25 protein-coding genes and 1 pseudogene are annotated in these 26,541 nt (G+C 30.9%); all 26 read left to right on the top strand.

Annotated elements, in window-relative coordinates:
* Window positions 1-72: 72 nt before the first annotated feature.
* Window positions 73-348 (top strand): annotated as a pseudogene (locus tag D3H64_RS06770) (ParA family protein); the annotation flags it as partial.
* Window positions 341-1,297, top strand: a complete 957-nt coding sequence (locus D3H64_RS06765) for a ParB N-terminal domain-containing protein (RefSeq protein ID WP_037328256.1) — start codon at window positions 341-343, stop codon at window positions 1,295-1,297. The pseudogene D3H64_RS06770 and the gene D3H64_RS06765, both read left to right, overlap by 8 nt.
* A 101-nt stretch (window positions 1,298-1,398) precedes the next feature.
* A complete protein-coding gene (locus D3H64_RS06760; RefSeq protein ID WP_037328255.1) occupies window positions 1,399-2,280 on the top strand; it encodes a Bro-N domain-containing protein in 882 nt (293 codons plus the stop codon).
* A gap of 85 nt (window positions 2,281-2,365) precedes the next feature.
* Complete coding sequence (locus D3H64_RS06755) at window positions 2,366-3,376, top strand: replication initiator protein A (RefSeq protein ID WP_037328254.1); 1,011 nt, start codon at window positions 2,366-2,368, stop codon at window positions 3,374-3,376.
* A gap of 46 nt (window positions 3,377-3,422) precedes the next feature.
* Window positions 3,423-4,277 carry an ATP-binding protein gene (locus D3H64_RS06750; protein ID WP_121565495.1) on the top strand — a complete coding sequence of 285 codons (855 nt, stop codon included), beginning with the start codon at window positions 3,423-3,425 and terminating at the stop codon, window positions 4,275-4,277.
* Between the two features lie 4 nt (window positions 4,278-4,281).
* Window positions 4,282-4,767, top strand: coding sequence for a PcfB family protein (locus D3H64_RS06745; protein WP_037328252.1), 486 nt, complete (start codon window positions 4,282-4,284; stop codon window positions 4,765-4,767).
* Window positions 4,768-5,016: 249 nt separating this feature from the next.
* Window positions 5,017-5,685 (top strand): hypothetical protein, encoded by a 669-nt coding sequence (locus D3H64_RS06740; RefSeq protein WP_121565494.1) that lies wholly within the window; start codon window positions 5,017-5,019, stop codon window positions 5,683-5,685.
* 1 nt (window position 5,686) lies between these two features.
* Window positions 5,687-6,100: an NUDIX domain-containing protein gene (locus tag D3H64_RS06735; protein ID WP_002841637.1), complete on the top strand. Its 414-nt coding sequence runs from the start codon at window positions 5,687-5,689 to the stop codon at window positions 6,098-6,100.
* 77 nt (window positions 6,101-6,177) lie between these two features.
* Window positions 6,178-6,789, top strand: coding sequence for an HAD family hydrolase (locus D3H64_RS06730; protein WP_147429902.1), 612 nt, complete (start codon window positions 6,178-6,180; stop codon window positions 6,787-6,789).
* Window positions 6,780-7,592, top strand: a complete 813-nt coding sequence (locus tag D3H64_RS06725) for an MFS transporter (protein WP_121565492.1) — start codon at window positions 6,780-6,782, stop codon at window positions 7,590-7,592. Before D3H64_RS06730 ends, D3H64_RS06725 begins: the two co-directional genes overlap by 10 nt.
* A 116-nt stretch (window positions 7,593-7,708) precedes the next feature.
* Window positions 7,709-7,927 (top strand): hypothetical protein, encoded by a 219-nt coding sequence (locus D3H64_RS10140; protein WP_147429901.1) that lies wholly within the window; start codon window positions 7,709-7,711, stop codon window positions 7,925-7,927.
* A gap of 2 nt (window positions 7,928-7,929) precedes the next feature.
* Entirely contained in the window at window positions 7,930-9,018 is a 1,089-nt protein-coding gene (locus tag D3H64_RS06715; RefSeq protein ID WP_037328247.1) for an aminotransferase class I/II-fold pyridoxal phosphate-dependent enzyme, read from the top strand.
* 481 nt (window positions 9,019-9,499) lie between these two features.
* Window positions 9,500-11,308: a VirD4-like conjugal transfer protein, CD1115 family gene (locus D3H64_RS06710; protein ID WP_121565490.1), complete on the top strand. Its 1,809-nt coding sequence runs from the start codon at window positions 9,500-9,502 to the stop codon at window positions 11,306-11,308.
* Between the two features lie 170 nt (window positions 11,309-11,478).
* Window positions 11,479-12,600, top strand: a complete 1,122-nt coding sequence (locus D3H64_RS06705; protein WP_197049877.1) for a DNA cytosine methyltransferase — start codon at window positions 11,479-11,481, stop codon at window positions 12,598-12,600.
* 108 nt (window positions 12,601-12,708) lie between these two features.
* Window positions 12,709-13,053 carry a single-stranded DNA-binding protein gene (locus D3H64_RS06700; protein WP_037328222.1) on the top strand — a complete coding sequence of 115 codons (345 nt, stop codon included), beginning with the start codon at window positions 12,709-12,711 and terminating at the stop codon, window positions 13,051-13,053.
* Window positions 13,054-13,056: 3 nt separating this feature from the next.
* A complete protein-coding gene (locus D3H64_RS06695; RefSeq protein WP_035915748.1) occupies window positions 13,057-13,272 on the top strand; it encodes a Maff2 family mobile element protein in 216 nt (71 codons plus the stop codon).
* On the top strand, window positions 13,272-14,135 hold the full coding sequence (locus tag D3H64_RS06690; protein WP_121565489.1) for a VirB6/TrbL-like conjugal transfer protein, CD1112 family: 864 nt from the start codon (window positions 13,272-13,274) through the stop codon (window positions 14,133-14,135). Before D3H64_RS06695 ends, D3H64_RS06690 begins: the two co-directional genes overlap by 1 nt.
* Window positions 14,136-14,203: 68 nt before the next feature.
* Window positions 14,204-14,701 carry a hypothetical protein gene (locus D3H64_RS06685; protein WP_037328218.1) on the top strand — a complete coding sequence of 166 codons (498 nt, stop codon included), beginning with the start codon at window positions 14,204-14,206 and terminating at the stop codon, window positions 14,699-14,701.
* Window positions 14,702-14,704: 3 nt separating this feature from the next.
* Window positions 14,705-15,121: a PrgI family protein gene (locus tag D3H64_RS06680; protein ID WP_037328216.1), complete on the top strand. Its 417-nt coding sequence runs from the start codon at window positions 14,705-14,707 to the stop codon at window positions 15,119-15,121.
* Complete coding sequence (locus D3H64_RS06675) at window positions 15,054-17,549, top strand: VirB4-like conjugal transfer ATPase, CD1110 family (protein WP_081931881.1); 2,496 nt, start codon at window positions 15,054-15,056, stop codon at window positions 17,547-17,549. Before D3H64_RS06680 ends, D3H64_RS06675 begins: the two co-directional genes overlap by 68 nt.
* Before the next feature lie 2 nt (window positions 17,550-17,551).
* A complete protein-coding gene (locus D3H64_RS06670; RefSeq protein ID WP_037328213.1) occupies window positions 17,552-18,574 on the top strand; it encodes a site-specific DNA-methyltransferase in 1,023 nt (340 codons plus the stop codon).
* Window positions 18,543-20,888, top strand: a complete 2,346-nt coding sequence (locus D3H64_RS06665) for a C40 family peptidase (protein ID WP_233554911.1) — start codon at window positions 18,543-18,545, stop codon at window positions 20,886-20,888. Before D3H64_RS06670 ends, D3H64_RS06665 begins: the two co-directional genes overlap by 32 nt.
* A gap of 11 nt (window positions 20,889-20,899) precedes the next feature.
* Window positions 20,900-21,172 carry a hypothetical protein gene (locus D3H64_RS06660; protein WP_037328211.1) on the top strand — a complete coding sequence of 91 codons (273 nt, stop codon included), beginning with the start codon at window positions 20,900-20,902 and terminating at the stop codon, window positions 21,170-21,172.
* On the top strand, window positions 21,156-22,835 hold the full coding sequence (locus tag D3H64_RS06655; protein WP_199700146.1) for a CD1107 family mobile element protein: 1,680 nt from the start codon (window positions 21,156-21,158) through the stop codon (window positions 22,833-22,835). The genes D3H64_RS06660 and D3H64_RS06655 overlap by 17 nt, the downstream gene beginning before the upstream one ends.
* A 304-nt stretch (window positions 22,836-23,139) precedes the next feature.
* Window positions 23,140-24,555 (top strand): helix-turn-helix domain-containing protein, encoded by a 1,416-nt coding sequence (locus D3H64_RS06650; RefSeq protein ID WP_121565487.1) that lies wholly within the window; start codon window positions 23,140-23,142, stop codon window positions 24,553-24,555.
* Between the two features lie 87 nt (window positions 24,556-24,642).
* Window positions 24,643-26,358: a DNA topoisomerase 3 gene (locus D3H64_RS06645; RefSeq protein WP_037328208.1), complete on the top strand. Its 1,716-nt coding sequence runs from the start codon at window positions 24,643-24,645 to the stop codon at window positions 26,356-26,358.
* The last annotated feature ends 183 nt before the right edge of the window (window positions 26,359-26,541 follow it).

The following is a 26,541-nucleotide window of genomic DNA, read 5'->3' as shown; positions in this document are numbered from 1 at the left end:
AAGCCACAGCTCTCCCTTTGTGAAAAATTTAGGGGGTGGCTAACTTGTACTTGAAATTTACGACTTTTAAAAACCATTCAAAAAATCAAAAAGAGAGTTAATCCTAAACTGGAAGTGAAGGGGATTTTGCTAACGATGTGTGAGTATAGAACCAATCTTTCAAAACTACTTACTGAACAGGTGGAAGAAATGTATCATGGAAAGCTAGCGGTATTTCAAACAAAAATCCCCAAAACAGTAAAAGTTGGAGAAGCCATATACAGTGGTCAAAGCATTAAAAAATATGCAAAAGGAAGTAGTGTAGATGTTGCATATGATAATCTTGCAAAGGAGATCTGCCATGAGTAAAAAACTACAGAAAAGAGAAATAACAGATGTAGTAGATTTTTTGCTTGATGATATAGAATCTGTGGAGCAAGGTGATATTAAGCAGCTAGAACTTGATATACTTGAAAATTATCATGACCATCCATTTACTCTTTATAAAGGGAAAAGACTTAATGATATGGTGGAAAGTGTTAAAGAAAATGGCATATTAAATCCAATAATTGTCTTAAAAAAAGGCGATAATAGATATGAAATACTCTCCGGGCATAATAGAGTAAATGCAGCAAGGCTTGCCGATATAAAGAGCATTCCTTGTATTGTAAAAGAAAATCTAACAGATAAACAAGCCTATACCTATGTGATAGAAACAAATCTAATGCAACGTTCATTCTCAGATTTATTACCGACAGAAAAAGCCCTTGTTCTTAAAATAAGATATGAAAAAATAGCAAGTCAGGGCAAGAGAAATGATTTAAAAAATGAAATAGAACTGTTAGATAAGGGTATTATAGAGAAGGAAGATAAGATTGGTAAAGCAGACAGTAGAAAAACACTTGGAAAAGAATACAATCTTTCAGGAGCATCCATTGCAAGGTATCTTAGATTAAATAAATTATCTGATTTTTGGAAACAAGATGTTGATAATGAAAAAATAGGACTAACAATGGCAGTGGATTTATCTTATCTTTCAAAAGAGATACAAGAATATCTATATCAGCAGAGTAAAGAACTGAAACTAACCTTAAAGCCAAGCGATGCTAAAGTACTTCATATGATGAATAATGAAGAACATTTAAATCAAGAGATGGTTAGAGCATATTTATTGAACCTACAACAACCAAAGATGAAAGCATATCAGAATATAAGGTTATCGCAAAATATTTTTCAAAAATTTTTTCAAGGTGAAACAAAGGAAAATGTAGAAAATATTATAGAAAAGGCATTGGAAAATTATTTTAAGAATATATAAGCAAGTAAAATACGAAATAGGAAGTTTGAAGTATAATATAGGTACAAAATAAATTCAGATAACTGTTTGATAGAATAATATGTAAAAAAGAAGGTGGTACAATGGACGAAATAAAATTGTATGAGAACAAAGAAATACGTTCTGTTTGGGACGAAGAAAAAGAAGAATGGTATTTTTCAGTAGTCGATGTAGTTGGAGTCTTGTCAGAAAGTAAAAATCCAACAGATTATCTCAAGAAGATGAGAAAACGTGATGAACAGTTAGCTTTCTACATAGGGACAAATTGTCCCCAGGTAGAAATGAAATCATCAAGTGGCAAAAAAAGAAAAATATTGGCGGGAAATATGAAAGATATTTTCCGTATTATTCAGTCCATTCCATCCCCAAAGGCAGAGCCTTTCAAATTATGGCTTGCGGAAGTAGGAAAAGAGCGAATTGATGAAATCATTGATCCGGAACTTACTATTGACAGAGCCTTAGAAACATATTTGAAGAAGGGCTATTCAAGAGAGTGGATAAATCAAAGATTACAAGCTATTCAAGTAAGAAAGGAACTTACGGATGCTTGGGAGGATCATGGCATAGAAAAAGGCAAAGAATACGCAATCCTTACCGATGAAATCACTAAAGCATGGTCCGGAATGACAACAAGAGGATACAAAAATCTAAAAGGACTGAAAAAGGAGAATTTAAGGGACAATATGACTACCCTTGAAATAGTCCTTAATATGCTTGCAGAAGCCACAACAACGGAACTTACTAAAACAACCAATCCTAAAGGATTAGAAGAAAATAGGAAAGTTGCTAAAGAGGGAGGCGGTATAGCAGGTAATGCCAGAAAAGAAATAGAAGAAAGAACCGGTAAACCTGTAATCAGTCCTAAAAATGCAGTAGATATGTCAAAACTTATAGAAGATGTGGTCAAAGAGACTATAATAGAAAATACAAGTTCTGAAGATAAAAAGAGTAAAGATAACAACTAAAATTAAGATATTTTCAAAGAGATAGCAAAAGAGTTATCTCTTTTTTTGTTGCTAAAACAAATAAAAATACAGGAAGGAGAAAGTTATGAATATTAAATTTAGCTATTACTACGGAAAAGAAGCAGATCAATACTCCTTCTTTAAAATACCGAAGATTTTATATACAGACAGCATTTTTAAAACATTAAGTAGCGATGCAAAAGTTCTGTATTCTATTTTGCTCGATAGAATGAGCTTATCTATGAAAAATGGGTGGTTAGATGAAGAAAACAAAGTATTCATCATATTTACCATAGATGAAATAGAAGAAACTATGAATATAGGCAGAAATAAGGCAATCAACATTATGAAAGAAATACAAGACTTTGGACTGATAGAAAAGAAGAGAAGAGGGCTTGGAAAACCGAACATAATCTATGTAAAAAGTTTTCTTGTAGAAACCATAGAAGAAAACGGAAAAATGGAAGAAGAAAAAAATGGAGATAGAAGTTTAAATGACAAATTTCAAGAAGTTTCAAAAGCAAACTTACAGAAGTTTGAAAAACAAACTTCAAGAAATTTAAAAAACAAACCTCAAGAAGTTTCAAAAACAAACTGTAATAAGACTAATATAAATAAAACTAAAAAGAGTGATACTGATATTAGTAAGACCACCTCCATAGATAAAACAGGATGTAAGAGAAAATCAAAAAAAGGAGAAGGAGGTCAAGTAGAAAAAATAATAAAGCAAAATATTTCATATTTCGATTTTATGGATAGGGATAGTCCTACAAAAGAAAATATAGATTTTATAGTAGAAATTATGGTGGATGCAGTTGAAAGTAAAAGAGATTTAAAAATCAATCAGACATGGATAAGCTATGAAAAGATTAAGGAAAAATTCTTAAGTATCAAAAAAGAACACATAGAATATATCTTATCCGTTTTAAGAGAAAATACATCTAAAATTACCCATTTTAGAGCATATCTGTTATCTATAATCTACAATGCTCCTATAAACATTATTTATTACAATAAGCAATCAAAGGATGTAAGAAATTTTGAGAATTATGCTGATGATGAAAAATTGTGGAAAGAATTTTTAAAAGGTCAATGAGTAAAGAGTTTTAAAAAATAAAATTGATTGAAAGAGAGGTTCACAGATGGAAACGACAAGTGAAGTATTTGATAAGGTGTTTGAAAATATGGAAAAGAATATGCTAAATGAGGAAAATGGAGATTATGTAAATAGTGAAGATGGACTTGTCTATTGTGGAAAATGCCATACAGCCAAGCAACAGATGGTAAATATTGCTGGTGTTTCAAGAAAAATCCCTAAAAATTGTGATTGTAGAAGTAAAGAGATAGAACAAGAAAGAAAAGAAATGGCAGAATTTGAACGTAGTATGCGTATAGGCAGACTTAAAAGTATGGCATTTGATGATAATCTCTTGTATAAACAAACTTTTGAGAGGGAAGATGGGAGTTTGGAACATAAACAGGCAGGGTTAAATTATGTGAAGCATTTTGAGAATATGGAAAAAGAAAATATAGGTCTTATATTAACAGGTGCAGTTGGAACTGGAAAAACATATCTGGCATCCTCTATTGCAAATGCTTTGATAGAAAAAGGAATCACAGTTAGAATGACAAACTTTGGAGTGATATTAAACGATATGATGAATCTACAGATAGATAAAAATAAGTATATCAAAAATCTAAACAGCAATAGGCTTTTGATTATAGATGATTTTGGAATACAAAGAGATACCTCTTTTGCCCTAGAACATATTTTTAACATCATAGATAGCAGATATAGGGCGAACAAGCCCATTATTGTTACAACAAATTTGTCAATTGCCCACTTGATGAATACAACAGATTTAAAAGAAAAGAGAATATATTCCAGACTTCTTGAAATGGCAACACCTCTTATCTTCAATGGGGAAAATCATAGATTAAAAACAATGAGGGAGAAGGCAATGGCAGCCAATTTAATTTTGACAGAAAGTAGGTGATATTTTGATCAATGAAGAAGTAACAAGACAGGTAATTGCTGTAAATAAAAAAGCACTTCATTTGACTTCGAAAGAAATTGTAAAACTAATGAAGATGATACTGAATAAGGCGGAAAAAGAAAAAAACGGGTTGAAAGGTCTGATTGACAAACAAAAACCGACTACAGTAAAGGATTTAGTGAAAAAAGGAAAAGTTGAAACCCTAGAGTTAAATGATGTTGATTTAAAAAATCTAAAAAGAGAATTAAAGAAGAGTGGCGTGAAATTCAGTATAAAAAAAGATTTAATTACAGGAAATAAGATAGTGTTTTTTCAGGCAAAAGATGAAAAAGTTATGGAACAGGCTTTTAAAGATACTGTTTCAAAATTTGCCGGTAAGAATAAAAAGAGAGAATCTGTAATGGATAAATTAAATCACTTTAAAGAAAAAGTTAGAAATGCACCTCAAAAAGATAAGATAAAAGAAAAACATCATGAGCAAAGTTTATAGATTATCTATAAATAAAACAAATAAGAAAATAAAATTTTCAAAAAAATTTAACATTATAAAATTTAGAAAGATTTTTCTTTTTATATATTTTTATAAAATCAAGTAATATATAATTAATTTTATGATTTTATGGAAATTCAATTAAGAAATGTAAGTATTGAAATAATGTAGCTTATATGTTAAAATAAGTGTGTATATTAAAATAAGTGTGTATGTTGTATATTGAATATTGAAGTGAGGTATTTGGGAATGAATAAAGAAAGAGAAACCGTTGCAGTGCTTTTTACTGGTGGAAAAGATTCATCATTAGTAGCTTGTTTAGAAGCGAGTAAGGGAAATAATGTTCATTTACTTACTGGAGTTAGTGGTATAGGAATAAAAAGTGAATTATCTGAAATAAGAGTTAAAGAATTGATTGAAAGATTTCCTAATGTTGTCATAGAAAGACACTTTCTTTCTACAAGCGCATTATTAAGGAAAATAGCAATAAAAGATATAGAAAAAGATATATTGAAGTGGAAATGTAATTTAGTTTTGTTAGGTGATAAAATGGCAATACACGCTGCTGCGACAGCCTATTGTATTCAAAATGGAATTACTAAATTATTAGATGGAGTTGTTAAATACCAAGATGAATTAGTGGAACAAAAAATTATTGCTATGGAAATGTTAAAAAATTTTGAAAAGGAATATAATATAACATATGAATCTCCTATATATGAATTTGGAGATAAGAAAGCTGTTAAATATGCATTACTTGAATTTGGAATATATAATAAATCCTTGGAAGGAGTGTCTATTTTTGGTGATTCATTTACAGAACCAGATGATTCAGTAATAAAAGAATATATAGAAGATAAAATTCATTATTGCAGAGAACATATTGATTTATTGTTGGGAAATAAGGAGTATAAATAAAATGATAAGAAAATCTTCAGCATTAATTATAAACAATAACAAAATGCTAGTTGTTAAAAAGAAAAAAAATCCAACTCATTATATTTTACCTGGTGGGAAGATAGAAAACTCAGAAACACCATTAGATGCATTAAAAAGAGAATTGAATGAAGAAATAAATTTGAATACTGTAGACAATGATTTTGATTTTTTGGGTATTTTTTATACAAACTCTCAATTTGAAAATAGTCAATTAGAAACGTATTTATTTCATTTAAATAATAAAAAAATAAATGGAGAAATAATTATTGGAAGAGAAATTGGTTCATATGAGTGGATATCATTAGATGATGGTCAAAGAAGTGATTTATCATCAGGTATAACAGAATTTGCTATAAAGGAGGCATTAAAAATAGGAAATAAAAATGATGAATAAAATTGAAACTATAATATTTGACTTAGACAATACTTTATATAATTTTAAATATTTTTGGGAAAAAAGCCCATTATGAATTGTATAAAGATTTAAATATAAAAGAGGTTGATTATAATACCTTTATGAAGGAGTATTTAATTCAAGACAAAGTATTGTGGAATGATATAGTAGCAGGAAAAATAGATTTGAATGAACTTAGGATTATTAGGCCATATATAACTTTTAAAAAACTAGGAATAGATAAATCTAGAAAATTTTGTAAAGAGTTTTATTTAAGAATGTTTGATATTTTGATTAATGAAATGTTCATTGAATCAAAAATAAATAATATATTATCTAATTTGAAAGATAATTATAAACTTTATATTCTAACTAATGGTTTAAAGAAAGAACAAGAAATGAAAATAAATAAGTTAGGAATAAGTAAATATTTTGAAAATATAATTATTTCTGAGTCTATAGGTTATGAGAAGCCAGATTTAAAAGCATTTTATTATTTAATTAATAAATTTGATATAACACCACACTATACTATTATGATTGGTGATTCATATATAAATGATATAGAGCCATCAATTAAATTGGGATTTAATACACTTCACATAGATTATGAGAAATTGGTTACATTAGACTACAATTTTAATGAAGATATATTAGAACAATTTAAGGATAATATAGTATGGAGTTGAAAAAAATAATTGTTTTATGGATTACTGTGTTTTTTTCAGCTAGCATGGCTTTGTGTTTTTTAGGGTCAATAGATGATATATCTAAAGATTTTAGTATATCACTGTCTTTATCAGGACAAATTTCATCGGTATATGCATTATCTTTTGCGATTTTAGGACCAGGATTAATAAAAGTATTTGGTAAATTTAGTTATAAAATATCTATCTTAACCTCGGTTATATTCTTATTATTTTCTAATTTGTTAATAGCTTATATACATGATATAAAAGTTTTTTTTATAATAAGAATAATTTCAGCAGGTATAGCATCATTTTTAATTACAAAATGTTTTGGATATATAACAGAGTTTTCAAGCTTAAAAAAAGTTGGCAAAAATTTAGGTATCTTATATAGTGCATTTGCAGCTGCTAATACATTTTTAATTCCAACATATTCACATATATCTAATAATTTTGGATGGAGAGTAGTTCCTCAGTTGTTATCAGCAAGTTTTATATTTGTTGTAATATTAACTGTTTATTGTATTGAATTTGATGATTTTTTTATAAAAAATAAAATTGATTGTTGTGATGATTACAGTAAAATAGAATGGTATAGAAATATTGAAGTTATCATGTTACTATTTACTACAATTTGTATATTAGGTTCTAATATGATATTTATGGGATATATTGATCCATTTTTAAAAAATAATGGAAATAATAGCGTTTCTATAGTGCTTTTTATATTTGGAGTTGGAGGCATTTTAGGAAGTTATATTAGTTCTAAAATATCAAATAAATGTTCAGAAAAAAAGGTTTAAAGATTATATTAATTGTATATACTTTGTTGCTACCTATAATCTATATTTTTAAAAATATTTACATATTATCTTTTTTAATATTTTTATGGAGTGTTATACAGTGGGCAAGTGGACCTATGATACAAAAAATGTTAATTAATAAATCAAGAAATAATAGAGAGTCTGAAAAATTACTAAGTTTAAATATGTCGTTTATAAATTTTGGTATTTCATTGGGAGGTATTCTTGGTGGAGTAGCTATAAAATATAGTATTCAAAAGCTTCCCTTATTTGCGATGAGTATGGCTGTATTACCAATTTTAACAAATATGTGTATAAGGAATAAAAAGGAATAAAAATGAGAAATGATTTTTATTTAAAAGATGTTATTAGAACCAAATACAAATTGGATTTTGGAATAGCAGAAATGGATTTTGAATTTCCTATTAGAAAGTATCTGGAAAATATAAATAAATTGGGATATGGTAATCCTGATTCACAACAATACTCAGAGTCTATAAAAAGATGGTTTTATATTCAATATGGACAAATTATTGATGATAGATATTTTGTATATACCCATTCGATAAAGTATGCTATAAAGAAAATAATTGATTCTTGTAATAAGGTAAATATACTTAATTTTATACCTTGTTATAATGGTTATAATGATATTTTAAATTTATATAGAGTTTTTGATTATAATTATTTGAATTTATTTGAAGAATGTTTTAAAGAACATTTAGAAACATTTATAATTAAAAACAAAATTAATTGTATAATAATCTCAAATCCACATAATCCTACAGGGAAAATCATAGGCAAAGAAAAATTAGAAGAAATAGTTGATATATGCTCAAAACACAATATATATTTAGTTGTTGATGAAGCATATGGAGATATAGTGCAAAATGAGTTCTTTAGTGCTGTAAATATAGAATATGATAATTGTATTGTTGTGAAAACAATTGGAAAAACATTTAATATTTCGGGTGTTGGAGGAGCATATTTAATAGCTTATAATAAAAAGATTTGTGATGAAATAGTACATGAAATTAAATCTGATGGATTAATGTCTCCAAATATTTTTTCATATTATTTAACAGAATGCTTATATTCTATGGAAGGGAAATTTTGGTTAGATGATATCAATGATATAATACTAAAAAATAAGCAGTATTTTAAGCAAGAATTAGATAGCAAATTTAGAAATAAGTTAAATTATGAATTAACATACGGTTCTTATTTAGCTTGGGTTAATTATGATGCGTTAGGGATATCTGAAGAATTATTTGAAAAAATTTTAAAAGAGAATAAAATAAAAGTTGTATTTTCATCTAAATATAAACTATTTGAAAAATATTTTAGAGTTAATTTAGCTTGTAAAATAGAAAAGATTGATAAATTTATTTTTGAATTGGAAAAAATTATAAATAATATAAGTTGAAATATTATTAAAAGAGATAACAAATTGTTATTTCTTTTTTTGTATCTACAATTAAAATTTGGAAAGAAAAAAGTTATTAAAAAACCTATAGAGACTTGCAAATTTTACGTAATGAGGTATGGTAGAGAGAAAAACAGCAAATTTGTAGATAGATGAGCAGAAATAAGATATAGTCTTATTAAGCTAGTAAGTTAGTTCAAGATAATAAACTCCCGAAGGTAATTATAATTTTAATTCATAAATCCTCTGACAAAAATAAGAGAGAATGATCATGTCTTATTTTATTTTTAGTGTTTGAATAATAAAAGAATAAATTTATGCGCCCACGCTTGATAAAGAACATAATATAATAAAATGTTGAATTATCAATACCGAATGATATACACATTGCTTTGAGAGAAGAGGGGTTAAGATTTCCTATTATTCAATTGATAAAAGGCGAAGATATTAAAAAACTTATAATTTTTTCCAAAGAAAGGAAGTGAGTAGTATAAAAATATTAAATGAAGTAATAAAAGACATAAAGAATGTGTTTCATATAAGAGATAAGAAAAAGTTTGTATTATTAAACTTACCTTATCTCTTTTTCTTTTATATAGGCAATATATTCTCAAGACAGGTAAACAGCTACACAGGTGGAGATTTTATAGATAGAAGTATCGTTGCTTTATCAGATATTGAAAATATGTCTTATTTGCCCTCTTTTAGAGTAAATGACCTACTTACAGGTATAATATTTTCAGCAGTTATATGGTTTATAGTTTATAACAAAAAGAAAAATGCCAAAAAATTTCGTCAAGGGAGAGAATATGGCTCTGCAAGATGGGGGAGTTGTAAAGATATTGAGCCTTATGTAGATGAAAAGTTTGAAAACAACATCTTACTTACCAATACAGAACGGCTTACGATGAACAGCAGACCGAAAATTCCTAAATATGCGAGGAATAAAAATGTGCTTGTAGTAGGAGGATCCGGAAGTGGTAAAACCAGATTTTTTGTAAAACCGAACCTTATGCAAATGCATTCATCTTATGTTGTTACCGACCCTAAAGGAACTGTCCTTGTTGAGTGTGGGAAGATGCTTGAGAAAAATGGATATGAAATTAAGGTATTAAATACAATAAACTTCAAAAAATCAATGCATTACAATCCCTTTGCTTACTTAAGAAGTGAAAAAGATATATTGAAACTCGTGCAGACAATAATGGTGAATACTAAGGGAGAAGGAGAAAAATCCAGTGAGGATTTTTGGACGAAAGCCGAGCGATTGTATTACACAGCCTTAATAGGTTATTTATATTATGAAGCACCGATTGAAGAACAAAATTTTGCAACACTTCTTGCTTTTATTGATGCTAGTGAGGTTAGAGAAGAAGATGAGAATTTCAAAAATGCAGTAGATTATATTTTTGAAGCATTAGAAAAAGAAAAACCGAACCATTTTGCAGTCAAGCAATATAAAAAGTACAAATTAGCTGCGGGAAAAACAGCAAAATCTATTCTTATATCATGCGGAGCAAGACTTGCTCCCTTTGATATTGGGGAGCTAAGAAATTTAATGGAATATGATGAAATGGGCCTAGATACCATAGGAGATAAAAAGACAGCACTTTTTATCATCATATCAGACACTGATGATACCTTTAACTTTGTGGTGGCAATGATGTATACCCAGCTTTTCAATTTGCTTTGTGATAAAGCAGATGACGAATATGGAGGAAGATTACCCGTTCATGTAAGATGTTTACTTGATGAATTTAGCAACATCGGGCAGATACCAAAATTTGAAAAACTCATTGCAACCATTCGTTCTAGAGAAATATCCGCAAGTATTATCCTTCAAGCTAAATCACAACTTAAAGCCATTTACAAAGACCATGCTGAAACGATTCAGGGGAATTGTGATAGTGAGTTATTTTTAGGTGGAAAAGAAGGAACAACAATAAAGGAGCTGTCGGAGAACTTGGGAAAAGAAACCATAGACCTTTACAATACATCAGAAACAAGGTCTAATCAAAAATCTTTTGGACTAAACTATCAAAAACTCGGCAAAGAACTGATGAGTAGAGATGAACTTAAAATAATGGATGGTGGAAAGTGTATCTTGGAAATAAGAGGGGCAAGACCTTTTTATTCTGATAAATTTGACATTACCAAGCACAAGAATTATAGACTTTTATCCGACTACAATGATAAAAATACCTTTGATATAGAAAGATACTTAAAGAGAAAAGATGAAGTAAATTTAAAAGAAAATATGGTGGTAACAGTGTTGGAAGCTGATGTGTAAATCTTCTTAGTGACTTTTGTTCAAAATGAGCAGAAGTTATTTTTAGTTTATTACAAAAAAGGAGTCCTTGAAATATGAGAAATTTCAAAAAGAGTAGAAGTCCTCCAATTGTTATGTATAGATTGGAGGTAAAAGATGTAATTTTATAGTGATGATGCCAACAATATGGCATTGTAAAAATAGAAAAGGGGTGGTGCAAAGTAAGAGAAATAACACTTGGAAGTTTATTTGATGGAATAGGAGTATTTCCTTTAGCAGCAGAAAATGTAGGGATAAAAACAGTATGGGCAAGTGAAATTGATAAAAATGCAATATCTATATCTAAAAGACACTTTCCTGATGTAGAGCATTTAGGAGATATAACAAAATTAAAGGCAAGAGATATAGAGTCGGTGGATATAATAACCTTTGGTTCTCCCTGTCAAAATTTTTCAACAGTTGGGGATTTAACAGGACTTAGTGGAGAGAAATCATCTCTTTTCTATCAAGCGATACGCTTGATAAGAGAAATGAGGTGTGTAACAAATGGGAGTTATCTAACTTTCGCTATTTGGGAGAACGTCATGGGAGCTTTTGTATCAGGAGATCGGTTGGATTTTAGAGCCGTCCTTGAATCCTTCAGTAGCACCAAAATTCCAATGCCTACACTTAAATGGGCAAATGCAGGAATGGTGCGAGGGAGAGAATTTGAGCATAGCCTACGAGTCTTGGACGCCCAATATTTCGGAGAGCCTAAGCTCCTTCAAAGAAGAAAGAGAATATTTATTGTCTGTGATTTTGGAGGATTTCGTTCCCATAAAATACTATATAAGCCCGAAAACTTGCTCAAAGATATTAAAACTATCGGAAATATCGAAGATAAGGATACCAAGTCCAATCGAAGAAATTCTGATAAAACAGGGAGGGAAATACCAAACATCAGACCCTTTCAAGATAGAAAAATGCGAGGAGGTGCAAAAGGAAGAAATGAAACTCTTTTTAGAAACAGCTTCGGAAAGCCAAATGAACCTTTTCCAACTCTATTAGCATCCAATCCAACGATGTTTGCGTATTGGATAGACGGAAAAGAAGAAGAGGGATTTATTAGATATTTAACACCGATAGAGTGTGAAAGGCTGATGGGACTGCCGGATAACTACACAAAATATGGAGAAGACGGAAAAATTATATTAGACAGTGCGAGGTATAAAGCACTTGGAAATGCGATTGCCTTACCTTGTGTAGAGTATATTATGGCAGGGATAAAAGAAGAACTTCTAACTTTTGCCCAAAATGAACAGAAGTTAGAATAAATAAAAGACAAAATTTAAAATGAGAAAAATATAGATAAGACCATGACAATATAGAAAAGTTGTGGTCTTTTTTTGTTAAATTAAAAGAAATGAAAATGGAGGATTTATATGCAAAAAGAAATGCTTAATATCAATGGAAATTTAATTAATGAAGTAGAGATGAAAACCATTCAGGGAAAAGACAAAGAAGTAACAGTTGCAAACTTTACGCTCTTTAGAAAAATGGGCAAGGAAGGAGAAAAAAAGAAAGAATATATCAATTGTAATGTTTACGGAGAAAAGACGGAACTTACAAAGGAATTTGAAAAAGGAGATTTTATCCATGTATACGGATATTACAAAGAAGTTCAAAAAGAGGATAAAACCTACAAAAACTTTATTGTAAGGCATGTCAATAAAATCGACAAAGAAATGGAAAAGAAAAAAGAACAGGAAGAAAACAAGGAGGAATAAATTATGGATTTTTTTGTACAAGCAGTAAATGTGCTTAAAATTTTGGTTATGGCAATCGGAGCAGGACTTGGTGCATGGGGAGTTATCAACTTACTCGAAGGATATGGATCGGATAATCCCGGGGCAAAATCGCAAGGCATCAAGCAATTGATGAGCGGTGGAGGAATTGTTTTGATAGGGCTAAAACTCATTCCACTACTTGCTAACGTCTTGAAATAATGTTTGACTTATTTGGAAAGATAGAAGAGTTTTTCAAGGATATTATGATTGATATTATTAAAGATAATCTTTCTGCAATGCTTGTGGATATTAATGACAAAGTAGGAACAGTTGCAGGAGAAGTAGGAAAGACTCCGGGTTCTTGGAACTCGGAGGTCTTTACCTTCATCAAATCAATCAACACAAATGTTGTTTTGCCCATAGCAGCCATAATTCTAGCCGCAATACTTTGTATAGAGCTGATTCAAGTGGTGCTGAGAAAAAATTCTATGCAAGATACGGATACCTTTGAATTTTTTAAGTATATCATCAAGATGTGGATAGCTATATGGTTTGTTTCTCACGCTTTTGATTTTTCAATGGCAGTCTTTGTTGTTGCACAGTCCATGATAGGAAAGGCGGCAGGTGTTGTGGGAACAAGTGCCAACATCACACCTGGTAATTTTGATGCTATGGTTGATGCCCTAAAAACAAAGGAACTTGGAACACTCATTGGAATTGCACTGGAGACGGGATTAGTTAAATTTTCTTTAACTGTTATTTCTATTTTAATCACTGTAATTCTATATGGAAGAATGATTGAAATATATATTTACTGTTCTGTTTGTGCAATACCATTTTCTACAATGGGAAATAAGGAATGGTCAAATATTGGAACAAACTATATTAAATCTTTATTTGCACTTGGACTTCAAGGACTCTTTATCCTAATCTTTTTTGGAATTTATGCAGTTCTGGTCAAAACGGTAAACTTTACGGATATTCACGCAAGTATTTTACAGGTATTGGCATATGGAGTGATTCTTGGAGTCATGATGATGAAATCGGGAAGTATCGCAAAGGCGATTTTAAATAGCCACTAAATAACTTCAGTTCAAAATGAGCAAAAGTGAATAAGATAGTTAAAAAATATAATTATTGGAGGTAATAAATGAAAAAAGTGAATAAGAAAATAGGAATATTGATAGGAACAGGTTTGATTCTTTCTATGGGGACAATGATGAAAGTACTAATAGAAAATAGAGCGAAAAAGTTATCCGATTTTGAAGAAGATGATTTTTACTTTGATTTTGATGAGACAGAAAAAGAGTCTTGTATTATGGATGAATTTGATACAGAAAATACAAAAGATAATGTAAAAAAAGAAGAGAGAGGCTCTTTAGAGGATGAGTATTTAGAATATGAATTAAAGACAGAAGAAGAAAAACAAGATGAATTTAGAGGTTTATCAGTAGAGGTAATGAATCTTGTTTTAAAAGAAGTGATTTTAATGAGTGAAAACGTGAATGCAGTAAAAAAAGATATTGACAGAATAGGTGAAGCTAAAGCATTGGTTAAAGAATTAGAAAATTGTAAAGAAGAAATTATTGCACTTTGGGAGCATATAGAAGCACTTTCAAATATCAAAGAAAAAGTAGATAGAGGGTAGGCTATGGCATATGTAAAAGTACCAAAGGATTTGACGAAAGTAAAAACTAAAGTCGCTCTTAATCTTACCAAAAGACAGCTTATAGGCTTTAGTATAGCAGGACTTATCGGATTTCCTGTGTATATGCTTTGTAAAAAATTTTTCAGTGTAGATATATCAATGATAGTTATGAGTATAGCGGTGCTTCCGGTTCTTTTTGCAACACTATATGAAAAAGATAATTTGCCTTTTGAAAAACATTTGGCATATATCTTAAGATTTCACAAGAGCAAAAAAATCAGGCTATACAAGGCGAAAAGTATCTACCATACGGATAAGAAAAAACAGCATATAGGAAGTAAAAACAAAACAAATGGAAGGAGGAAAAAGAGTGAACAAAAACAATCGAAAAAAGCAAGAGCAACGACTAAGAAAAGATGAGATAGAGCTAAAGAAAAATAAAAAAGAGTTATCTGAACTTAAAAAATCAGGGAAGAAAAAAACAAAGTCAAAAACAAATGGGAAATCATCAAAGAAAGATAGGTGGTTTCCTTTTTTGATGAAACAAGAAAAGAAAGAAACGGTACAAGATACAATTCCCTACAAACGAATGCTAAAAGACGGAATTTGTCAAATTGATAAGAATAGTTATAACAAAACCATTCGATTTTTGGACATTAACTATAGACTTATGGAAGAAGCAGACCAAGAGGGAATATTTTCGGAGTTTTCTTCTTTTCTAAATTTCTTTGATTCCTCTGTGGAAGTAGAATTTAGTTATATCAATAGTATCGGTGAAAATGAGGAAATCAGTAGACTGATTGATATTAAAGAAAATATGGATGATTTTAATGAAATTAGAAATGAATATAGACAAATGCTCTTAAGTCAAAGTTCCAAAGGAAACAATGGGCTTTCTAAAAGTATGTATCTTACCTTTACCATAGAGGCGGAGGATTTAAAGCAGGCAAAGAGTAGGTTAGAGAGAATGGAGATGGATGTGCTAAATAATTTTAAGCAGATGGGAGTAAAAGCCTATGTACTTGACGGTGAGGAAAGACTTAAAACAATTCATGATATTTTAAATCCGAATGACAAACTGGTCTTTTCCTTTGAAGATTTAAAATATAGCGGACTGACAACCAAAGAGTACATTGTTCCTCCATCTTTTAATTTTTCCAAGCCAACCTATTTTAAAACCGGAGAGGTCTTTGCTGAAGTAAATTTCTTACAACTTTTGGCATCGGATATTAAAGATGAGATGTTATCCGAGTTTTTAGAGATGGAAGAGAATATGATTGTAACATTTCATATTAAGGCGATTGATCAGATGGAAGCTATTAAAAATGTGAAAAGAAAAATTACGGATTTAGACAAGATGAAATTAGAAGAAAATAAGAAAGCAATTCGTAGTGGCTATGATATCGACATCTTACCAAGCGACCTTGTAACTTATGGGGCAGAAGCAAAGAATCTCTTATCGGAACTACAAAATCATGATGAAAAGATGTTTTTGGTAACTATACTTTTTATGAACACCAACAAAAGTAAGGGGAAACTAGATAATACGGTATTTGCATTAAAGTCAATTGCAAATAGACATAATTGCAGTTTGAAAAATCTAAATTACAGACAGGAACAGGGACTTGTTGCAAGTTTACCTCTTGGGATAAATGAAGTGGAAATCGAAAGAGGACTTACCACAAGTGCAGCAGCTATATTTATTCCATTTACAACGGAAGAACTCTTTATCAAGGGAGAGAGCTTATATTACGGACTAAATGCACTGAGCAGAAATATCATTATGGCAGATCGAAAGAAACTAAAAAATCCAAATGGTCTAATTTTAGGAACACCGGGTTCTGGTAAATCTTTTGCAGCCAAAAGGGAAATCACCAATGCCTTTTTAATTACGGATGATGACATTATCATAGCAGACCCGGAAGCTGAATATGCACCACTCGTAGAGGCTCTAAAAGGACAGGTTATTAAAATATCTCCGATTTCAAAAGACTATGTCAATCCGCTGGACATCAATATTGACTATGCGGATGAAGATAATCCTTTGTCCTTAAAATCAGACTTCATACTATCTCTATTTGAACTCGTTGTAGGAGAAAAAAAGTTAAGTGCGGAAGAAATCTCCGTTATTGACCGTTGTTTGCCAATTTTATATAAAGCCTACTTTGAAAATCCAATTCCTGAAAATATGCCGATATTGGAAGATTTATATAATCTTCTTCAAAAACAGGAAGAAACCGTAGGAAAGAAACTTGCAGTAGAGATGGAGATTTATGTAAAGGGAAGTTTAAATGTCTTTAATCATAGAACGAATGTAGATACAAGTAACAGAGTGGTTTGTTATGACATCAAAGAGCTTGGAAAACAGCTTAAAAAGATAGGGATGCTCGTGGTGCAGGATCAGGTATGGAACAGAGTAACCATAAACAGAGCAAGCAAAAAAGCGACAAGATACTATGTTGATGAATTTCATCTTTTGTTGAAAGAACCGCAAACAGCCAATTATTCCATTGAAATTTGGAAGCGTTTTAGAAAATGGGGCGGTATGCCGACAGGCTTAACTCAAAATATAAAGGACTTACTTGCAAGTCCTGAAATTGAAAATATATTTGACAATACCGACTTTATTTTGATGCTTAACCAAGCAGGAACGGATAGAGATATTCTAGCTAAAAAACTCAACATCTCCAAACATCAGCTTTCCTATGTAACCAATTCGGGTGAAGGAGAGGGACTTATCTTTTATGGAAATACGATTGTTCCTTTTATAGACCAGTTTCCGAAAAATACAAAACTCTATTCACTAATCACAACGAAACCTGAAGAAGTAAAAAAGGCAGGTGAATAGGGATGAGTGTAGACAGGAGTAAAGAAGCATTCATAAAAGAAAATACAAATGAAATTATTTGTGGGAATGCACTTGAAACTTTAAGAAAATTTCCAGATGAAAGTATACATTGTGTGATTACCTCCCCGCCCTACTATGGACTGAGAGATTACCACAAGGAAGATCAAATCGGAAGAGAAACTACGGTAGAAGAATATCTTGACAAATTGGTAGCAGTATTTCATGAGGTGAGAAGAGTATTAAAAAAAGACGGCACCTGCTTTGTCGTGATTGGGGATTCTTATGCCGGTTCAGGAGGTGGAAAGGGAAAATATATTGATCCTAAATATCCAAAAGGAAGAAATGGACAAAATCCATCAATTACACAAAAGGTTTCAGGATATAAGTCAAAGGATTTAATGGGTATACCTTGGAGATTGGCTTTTGCTTTAAGAGAGGATGGGTGGTATTTACGTTCTGATATTATTTGGCATAAGGAAAATGCCATGCCTGAGTCTTGTAAGGACAGACCTACTCGTTCTTATGAGCATATTTTTTTACTTTCTAAATCACCAAAATATTATTATGATTATGAACAAATGGCAGAGCCGATGAAAGAAGTTAGCAAAAAAAGATATATGAGAGGAAGAAAGGCAGATAATAAATATTTAAAAGAAAATTCCGGAGCAAAGATACAAAAAATCAATAAAGCAAGAAGATATGGAGAGTATATGGGAGATAATATTCCTCAGTTTCGTAATAAAAGAGATATTTGGACTATAAATACCGTATCTTTTAGAGGGGAACATTATGCTACTTTTCCACCTAAGTTAGCTGAAATTTGTATGATAGCGGGTTGCCCTAAAGGTGGAATAATCCTTGATCCTTTTATTGGAAGTGGAACAGTCGGATTTGTGGCACTTATGCAAGATAGAAAATATATCGGTATAGAATTAAATGAAGAGTATTGCAGGCTTGCAAGGGAAAGAATCGAAAGGGAGGTGAATTCTTTGAATGAAAAAGCAAATGAGATACAAAAAGAGTAGAGAAAAGAATTTTAAAAAGAATACTTCTTTTGATTCAAGTCATCAAAATGTTAGTAGATATGACAATAATCTGTCAGATGATAATTCTATGGTAGATATACAAGAAAATTCCACATTAAAATCTAATGGCATAAGTAGTAAAAAGATGCATAAAAATTTTTACAGTCAAGAAGATAATTCCATGAAAGAAAGTATGAATTTGAGTAAAGATAAGCTGGTATCTAAGAATCAATCAAAGCATTTTATGAGTGGACAATACGAAAAAAATATACGAAACGATGAATTATACCCATTAAGTGATAACGGAGAAAAAGGTCAAACTTTTTCAAGAAAAGAAAATCAGAAGAAAAAAATGCGAAAGCAGATAGATAAGTTTCATAAAGAAAAAGAGGTTTATGATCCATTATCTAAAGACATGGACAACGATGGAGTAATAGATAGGTATGATGTGGATTTTAGGGATAGTAAAGTATCATATCGAACTCTTGCAGATGATGAAAAGTATGATAATAGGCAAAATGATAAGGAAAAAAATTATGATGAATATGTAAAAAATCCAAAATCCAAGAATAAGATATACAAACATTATGCAAAAGATACCTTTTCCAAAGAAAGTCCAAAATCGGAAAATCAAAAGAAATATTTTAAAAGTAATTTTGACAATCAGGAGTTTACAAGAGATAAAGATACGAAAAAGAAGTCATTTCAAGATGTAAAGAATGAGGGAAAAACCAGTGATAAAAGCACATCACAAAAAAGAAAAGGGAAATTTGAAAATAAGGAAAAGAAAATTTCCAAGTTACAGCAAAAAAAGCAAAGACAAGAGCAGAAACTAAAAAATAAGGGAATTGATGGCAAAAGTCAAAGTGCAAAAAGTGCTGTAATGGCAACGGGAATGGTAAAGAGGTATTTGGAAAGCGGAAAAGAAGATAATGCTGGAGTTGAGGGAACGCATAAGGCTGTAGAGAAGATGGAAACCATTTCAAGACATGCTTATCATCGTGGAAAGAAGAAGGTATTAAAGAGACAAAAGAAGATAAATAAACTTGACAAGAGTATTCATAAACAGGAAAAGAAACTCTTCTTTCAAAAAAATATGGAAGAACTAAAAAAGAGTAGTGAGTATCAGAATACTTCAAGATTAAAACAGTTTTTTAAAAGAAGGCAGTATAAAAGGCAGATTCAAAAGAAGTATAAAGATAGCGTAAAAAACAGAATAAAAAAATCCTTTATCGAGAGTAGTAAAAGATTTGCTGAGTTTATAAGAGCCAGAGGTAAAAAGATGGGATTCCTATTACTTATTGTTATAGGAATATTTTTTATGCTTTTTCAATCGGGAACTATGTTGATGAACATGGGAACAGGTATGGTAGGAAATACAATCTCGACTACGTATCTATCATCAGAAGATACACTAAAAGAAATTAATCAGGAATTTTCTTCCTTAGAACAGGAATTACAGGAAGAAATGGATAGTGTCCATGAAAATCATCCGGGTTATGATGAATATATTATAAATGGAAAAGAGAATATTGGTCATAATGTTCATGAACTCTTATCCTACATCACTGCCCGCTTTGGAGTGGTAAAAGAAGTATCCGAAGTAGAAAGCGAACTTCAAAGTTTGTTTCATCAGATGTATACCTTAACCTACAAAGAAGAAATTGAAATCAGATATAGAACTGTTACATCTGAGGACGGTGAAAGTCATGAAGAAGCATATGAGTATAAAAAGCTCATTGTAACCTTGGAAAAAAGAGAGATGGATATAATTATCCGAGAAGTGTTCCACTCTTATCCTGACAATTTATCCCACTATGAAACGCTCCTTGCAAGTAAAGGAAATATGGAACTTGCCTTTGGAAGTGGCAATGGGGATTTATCAGAGATTATCAATAATCCCGATTTTTCAAATCCCGGACTTGAATTTAATGGAGAAAGTGTAAAAGCTATTGTGCATGAGGCGGAAAAACATATCGGAAAAAGATATGTGTTTGGAGCTAATGGACCTAGTAACTTTGACTGTTCAAGTTTTGTATGTTGGACCTATACCCATTCAGGGATAAAAAATATGCCTCGTACTACTGCTTGGAGAATTTATACAGACTATTGCAATCCCGTTTCACCAAGTGAAGCAAAGGCGGGAGATATTATTTTCTTTAAGGGAACATATAATTCAGGATCACCAATTTCTCATGTAGGCATCTATGTAGGTGGGGGTTATATGATTCATGCAGGAGATCCGATTCAGTATGCAAGGATTGATACACCGTACTGGAAACAGCATTTTTACGGATTTGGTAGACCTAAATAGGAGGGAGTACATTGAATAACAAGTATAGAAAAAATATTGAAAAACAAAAAGAAATTGATGAAAAGATAGAAGAATTAAAGTTAAAAAAAGAGATATTAAAAGAAGAGCAGGAAGAAATGGAAAGTGCTTGTATATTAAAAGAATATCGAAGTATTGATATTTCCATTGATGAATTTTTGGAAATGATAAAAAGTTACAAGAAAGATGAATTGAAGGAAAAAAGGAGTATGCAAAAAGCAGAAAATATAGAATATATGGAGGAAAATGATGAAAACCAAATTTAAGATGAATAAGAAATCCAAAGCTACCTTATTTGGAATAATTGTTGTTATTGTCATGTTAATCGGAACTATGATTTTTAATAAACAGATTGTATTTGCACAGGGGAATTTGTTTCCAACATTGATTAGTCCAGTGGAAGATATTAAAAAAGATGAGGTAGAAGTTAAGGTAAAATATATATTTCAAGATGATAGTCTTTACAAAGAAGAAAGCATTAAAGCAAAGGAAGGACAGATTCTTGACAGTGGAGACATTCCTATCTTGCCTGATGATATGAAATTTATAGATGAATTTTTGTTCTATAAAGTAAAGGGAGACGGGACAGACGAAATTATTCGTAAAGTGGAAAAAGTTACTGTTAAGGATAAAAAAACGCAGACAGAGGAAAATAATGAAAAAGAAGATCCTAAAAATGAACAAAGTACACAAACGGAAAATCCAAAAACAGAAGATAAAAAAGTTCAAACAGACATAGATAAAGAAAGCATATCTAAGATGGAAAAGGAATCGAAAGAGCTGAAAGAAAAATTAGATAAATTAAGTGAACAAGTCAAGGATAAGGACAAGTTAAATGATAAGCAAAAGGATAAAATCAAAGACTTGGAAGATGAAATAGAATCCTTGGAGAAAAGGCTGAAAAAGGAAAAAGAAAAGATGAATTCTTCTAAAGAAAACACAGAAATCAAAAAATCTGTGGAAGAACTGGAGAAGAAAATTAAAGAATTGCAGGAAAAATCAAATCAGATCAATAAACAAGACTATCCAAAGGCTATAACAAATCCATTGCCACAAGCATTACCACAAAATCCATCTTCATTTGTAAAAGGTAATGCACCATCTGCTTCAGTAGGTAGTGGAGATAGTGTAAAGAAAGAAAAGGGTGCCTTAAAATCATCTGCACCGGATACCTCTAAAAATACAAAAAGTGATGAGAATAAAGAAAGTAAAGAGAATAAAGAAAATAAAGAAAAAGAGGTTCGTTATCCTAATAAATTGACACCCAAACAGGCAGCAAGTAATAACAGTCAAAATTCGACTACGGATAGCGGAGAAAAGAATGTCAATACCAATAAAGGAGTAGCCTCAGCACCGTCAAAGGCTAGAGCTTCTGTTACTGAGAATAAGGATAATGCTAACAAGGATTATAGGGTTCATCATAATGATGGTAAAGACAATAAAGAAACTGACAAATATTCTGCTGATGCAAGACAATTTGTAACCTTCCAGACAAAATCAGGTAAGACATTTCATTTAATTATCAACCATGATGAGCAAAGTGAAAATGTAATGCTTTTAACGGAAGTGTCTGAAGATGATCTTCTTAATATGGTAGAGGGTAAGGAAAAGTCAAAAGAAGAAATTAAAAAAATTGAAGATAAAGAGCCTAAACCTGAAGTTAAAAAAGAAGACCCTAAAGCTGAAAATAAAGGAAACGGTCTTTATATATTTTTAGGTTTAATCATTGTCGCTGTAATAGGTGGAGGATACTATTTCAAGATTTATAAGAAAAATCAGGAAGATGATGAGGAAGATGAAGAAGAGTATGATGAGTTTGAAGATTCCTATGAAAGAAAAGATGATGAAAGTGAAGTGCCAGACGAAGAAGAAAAACAAGAGATAGAAGATTTGGCAATTGATGCTTATGATGATGAAGATGAGGACTAAAATTAGATATAAATGAAATTATCCACTCGATTTGTTGTGTTTACACTTAAAAAATAGCATAAAATAAGTGTAGACACAACAATGAGGAAGTAAATTGTTGACATAAAAATTATGTATGATTAGTAAGGATAGAATTGTACTTACAGTGAATTTATGGTATAATTTTGGCAATAAAAACTTGAATGTGGTAAGCCCAAGCCCGATTGTGGCTGGGCTATTTTTATCAAAGAAATAAAATTATAGACGATAAATATCTGTAATAGGTAATAATATTACATTATGGTATAAGGGAGGTGTAGAGAAAATGGATTTGTCAAAATATATTGGAGAATCCACTTCCTATGATAAAAAAGAAAAACTTGAAATAAATAAACCAAAGAGCTGGTTAAAAAGTATTAGTGCATTTGCAAATGAAAATGGTGGAGCTTTAATATTTGGTATTTCTGATGCAGATGAACTTATTGGACTAAAAGATTATAAGAAAGATTCTGAAACTATCAGTGAAATAATTAAGGCTAAGATGGATCCGGTTCCAAAAATAAAACTTGAAAACCATACTGAAAATGGTAAGTATTTTATTGTTCTTCATATAAAAGCAGGAAGTGAGACTCCATATTATGTTATTGATGGAGGAAATAGGTCTTCTTATATAAGGATTGGAAATCAGAGTGTTGCCGCTACAAGTATTGACCTTAAAAATTTAGTTTTGAAAGGAATGAATAAAACATTTGATACTATACAAACGGATATTCAGACAAAAGATGCTACCTTTAATAAATTGCGAATTGAATATGAAAAAAGGACAAATAAAAAATTTGAAGAAAAAGATTTGTTATCGTTCGGTTTAACAACAAAAGATAATCTTTTAACTTATGCAGGAGCCTTGTTTGCAGACGGATATTTAGTATATCAATCAAGGATATTTTGCACAAGATGGAATGGACTTACAAAGGCTAGTGGCTTGATGGAAGCACTGGATGATAATGAATTTGAGGGAAATATCTTGTTTTTGCTTGAAAATGCACTGAATTTTACAAAGGTAAACACAAAGAAAATGTGGAGAAAAGGACCACTCTATCGTGAAGAATATCCTGAATATCCTGAAAGAGCGGTTCAAGAAGCAATTGTCAATGCTTTGATTCATAGAGATTATAGCGTCATTGGAAGTGAAGTACATTTGGATATTTATGATGATAGAATGGAAATTTACTCTCCAGGTGGAATGTATGACGGAACCTTAATTCAAGATGTAGACCCATATACTATTTCGTCAAGTAGAAGAAATCCAATTCTTGCAGATATTTTTGGAAGAATGGACTTAATGGAAAGACGGGGAAGTGGACTGAAAAAAATTATAGAGAGTTATGAATTTGAGAAGAACTACAATGAACACTTAAAACCGGAATTTAGATCTACAAGAAGTTCATTTTTTACTATTTTAAAGAATTTAAACTATAATGTTAGTGGTGAACCCCAAAATGAACCCCAAAATGAACCCCAAAATGAACCCCAAAATGAACCCCAAAAAATGACGAAACAAGATAGATTGAATAAAATAATTGATATTATTTCAGACAAACCAAATATTACGAGATTAGAATTATCAAAGATGTTAAATGTTGCAGAATCTACCATCAGAAGAGATATTTTAAAATTGAAAGATGAAGGAAAGATAGAGTATGTAGGTAGTTCTAAAACAGGAAAATGGATTAAAAAATAGACAATTAAATATATGAAATTTTAATAGGCAATTGGAGAAAATTGAAACTCTGATTGCCTTTTTTAGTACAAAAATAAGGAGGAATTTATGAAACATAATTTGGTGATAGCAGAGAAACCAAGTGTTGCAATCTCTATTGCAAAAGTGATTGGAGCAACAAAGAAGAAAGATGGATATTATGAAGGAAACGGATACAAGGTAAGCTGGTGTGTTGGACATTTAATTCAAATGGCAAATCCTGATAGTTATGATGAAAAATATGCGAAGTGGAATATGGCTGATTTGCCGATTATTCCAAAGGAATATAAGTATGAGATTGCAAAGTCTACAAAGAAACAATTTATGATTCTTAAAAAGCTGATGAACGATAAGGACATAGATATTGTGATAAATGCTTGTGATGCAGGGCGTGAGGGAGAAGCAATCTTCAGGCTTGTCTACAATCAGGCAAATTGCAAAAAGAAGATGAAACGCCTTTGGATTTCATCAATGGAAGATAGTGCAATTAAAGATGGCTTTGATAACCTAAAAGATGGAAGTTCTTACGATAATCTATTTGAATCATCACAAGCAAGGGCAATAGCAGATTGGCTTGTGGGAATGAATTTAAGCAGACTGTATTCGTGCCTATATAAACAGAGTTATTCTGTTGGGAGGGTACAAACACCAACTCTTGCAATGATTGTAAATAGAGATGATGAGATAGCAAATTTCAAGAAAGAAAAATATTTTACAGTCGAACTTTCTATGAATGGTTTTACACTATCAACAGATAGAATTGATGATGAGGTTATTGCTGAACAGCTAATCAATTTAGTTGGCAATAAGATAGGAATTACCGATGTTATTCAAAAGGAAAAGATAACAAAACCTGATTTGCCTTTTGACCTTACAACACTTCAAAGAGAGTGCAATAAATATTTTGGATATAGTGCCAAGCAAACACTTGATTATGCTCAAAGTCTGTATGAGAAAAAACTGATTACCTATCCGAGAACAGACAGCAGATGCTTAACGGAAGATATGATTACAAGTACCATCAATCATATCTTAGGAAAGAATGACTTTGATACGGGGCGTATTAAGACGGTATTTAACTCTAAAAAGGTTACAGATCATCATGCTATTATCCCGACAGCAAGCAGTATGAATGGGGACTTAACTTCTCTTCCGGAAAGTGAATTGAAGGTATATGAACTTATTTTAAATAAGCTACATGCAAGTGTAGGCTATCCTTTAATTGAGAATACAACGAAGATTGTGGCTGAATTTGATGGATTTGAATTTACAAGTAGTGGAAAGGTGATTGTAGATGAGGGCTTTACCAAATACCTAAACGAATATGCAAAAAAGAAAAATGAAGATACAGTGCTTCCGGATGTAAAGATTGGTGATAGTCTTGATATTAAAGATAAAGGGATAAAAGAAAAATACACATCATCGCCTAAACATTTTACGGAAGATCTTCTCCTAAAGGCTATGGAGCTTGCAGGAAATGACGCATTGGAAAAAGGTGTGGAAGTTGAGCGAAAAGGACTTGGAACACCTGCAACAAGAGCAGGAATCATTGAAAATCTGATTTTCAAGGGATTTGTAGAAAGAGATAAAAAAAACCTTATTGCCACACACAAAGGAATCAGCCTTGTAACGATTGTAGCAGATACTTTTAAATCGGCAGAAACAACAGCAAAGTGGGAAATGGAGCTATCTGATATTGTACAGGGAAAATCACTAAAGAAAGATTTTTTGGAGGCAATAGAAAGTGAGATAAGAAATGTAATTTCTCGTTATAAAAAGGAATAGCTTATGATTACTAAAGTTAAATAAATGGGTTAAAGCATGTTAGGTTTTTTAAAGCCAAGTTTATAATAAGAGATTTTTTGACAATTCATCTAAATAAAAATGAGTCTGTAGAGTAGAACTAATTTTTTTGTGAGATTTATAAGGTAAGAACAACGGGTAATAAAAATATAATACAATTTAAAC

It is taken from the genome of Atopobacter sp. AH10, from assembly GCF_003664595.1.
GTDB lineage: Bacteria > Bacillota > Bacilli > Lactobacillales > Aerococcaceae > Atopobacter.
The sequence above is the reverse complement of the archived record's forward strand: the minus strand, read 5'-3'. Positions and strand labels throughout refer to the sequence as shown.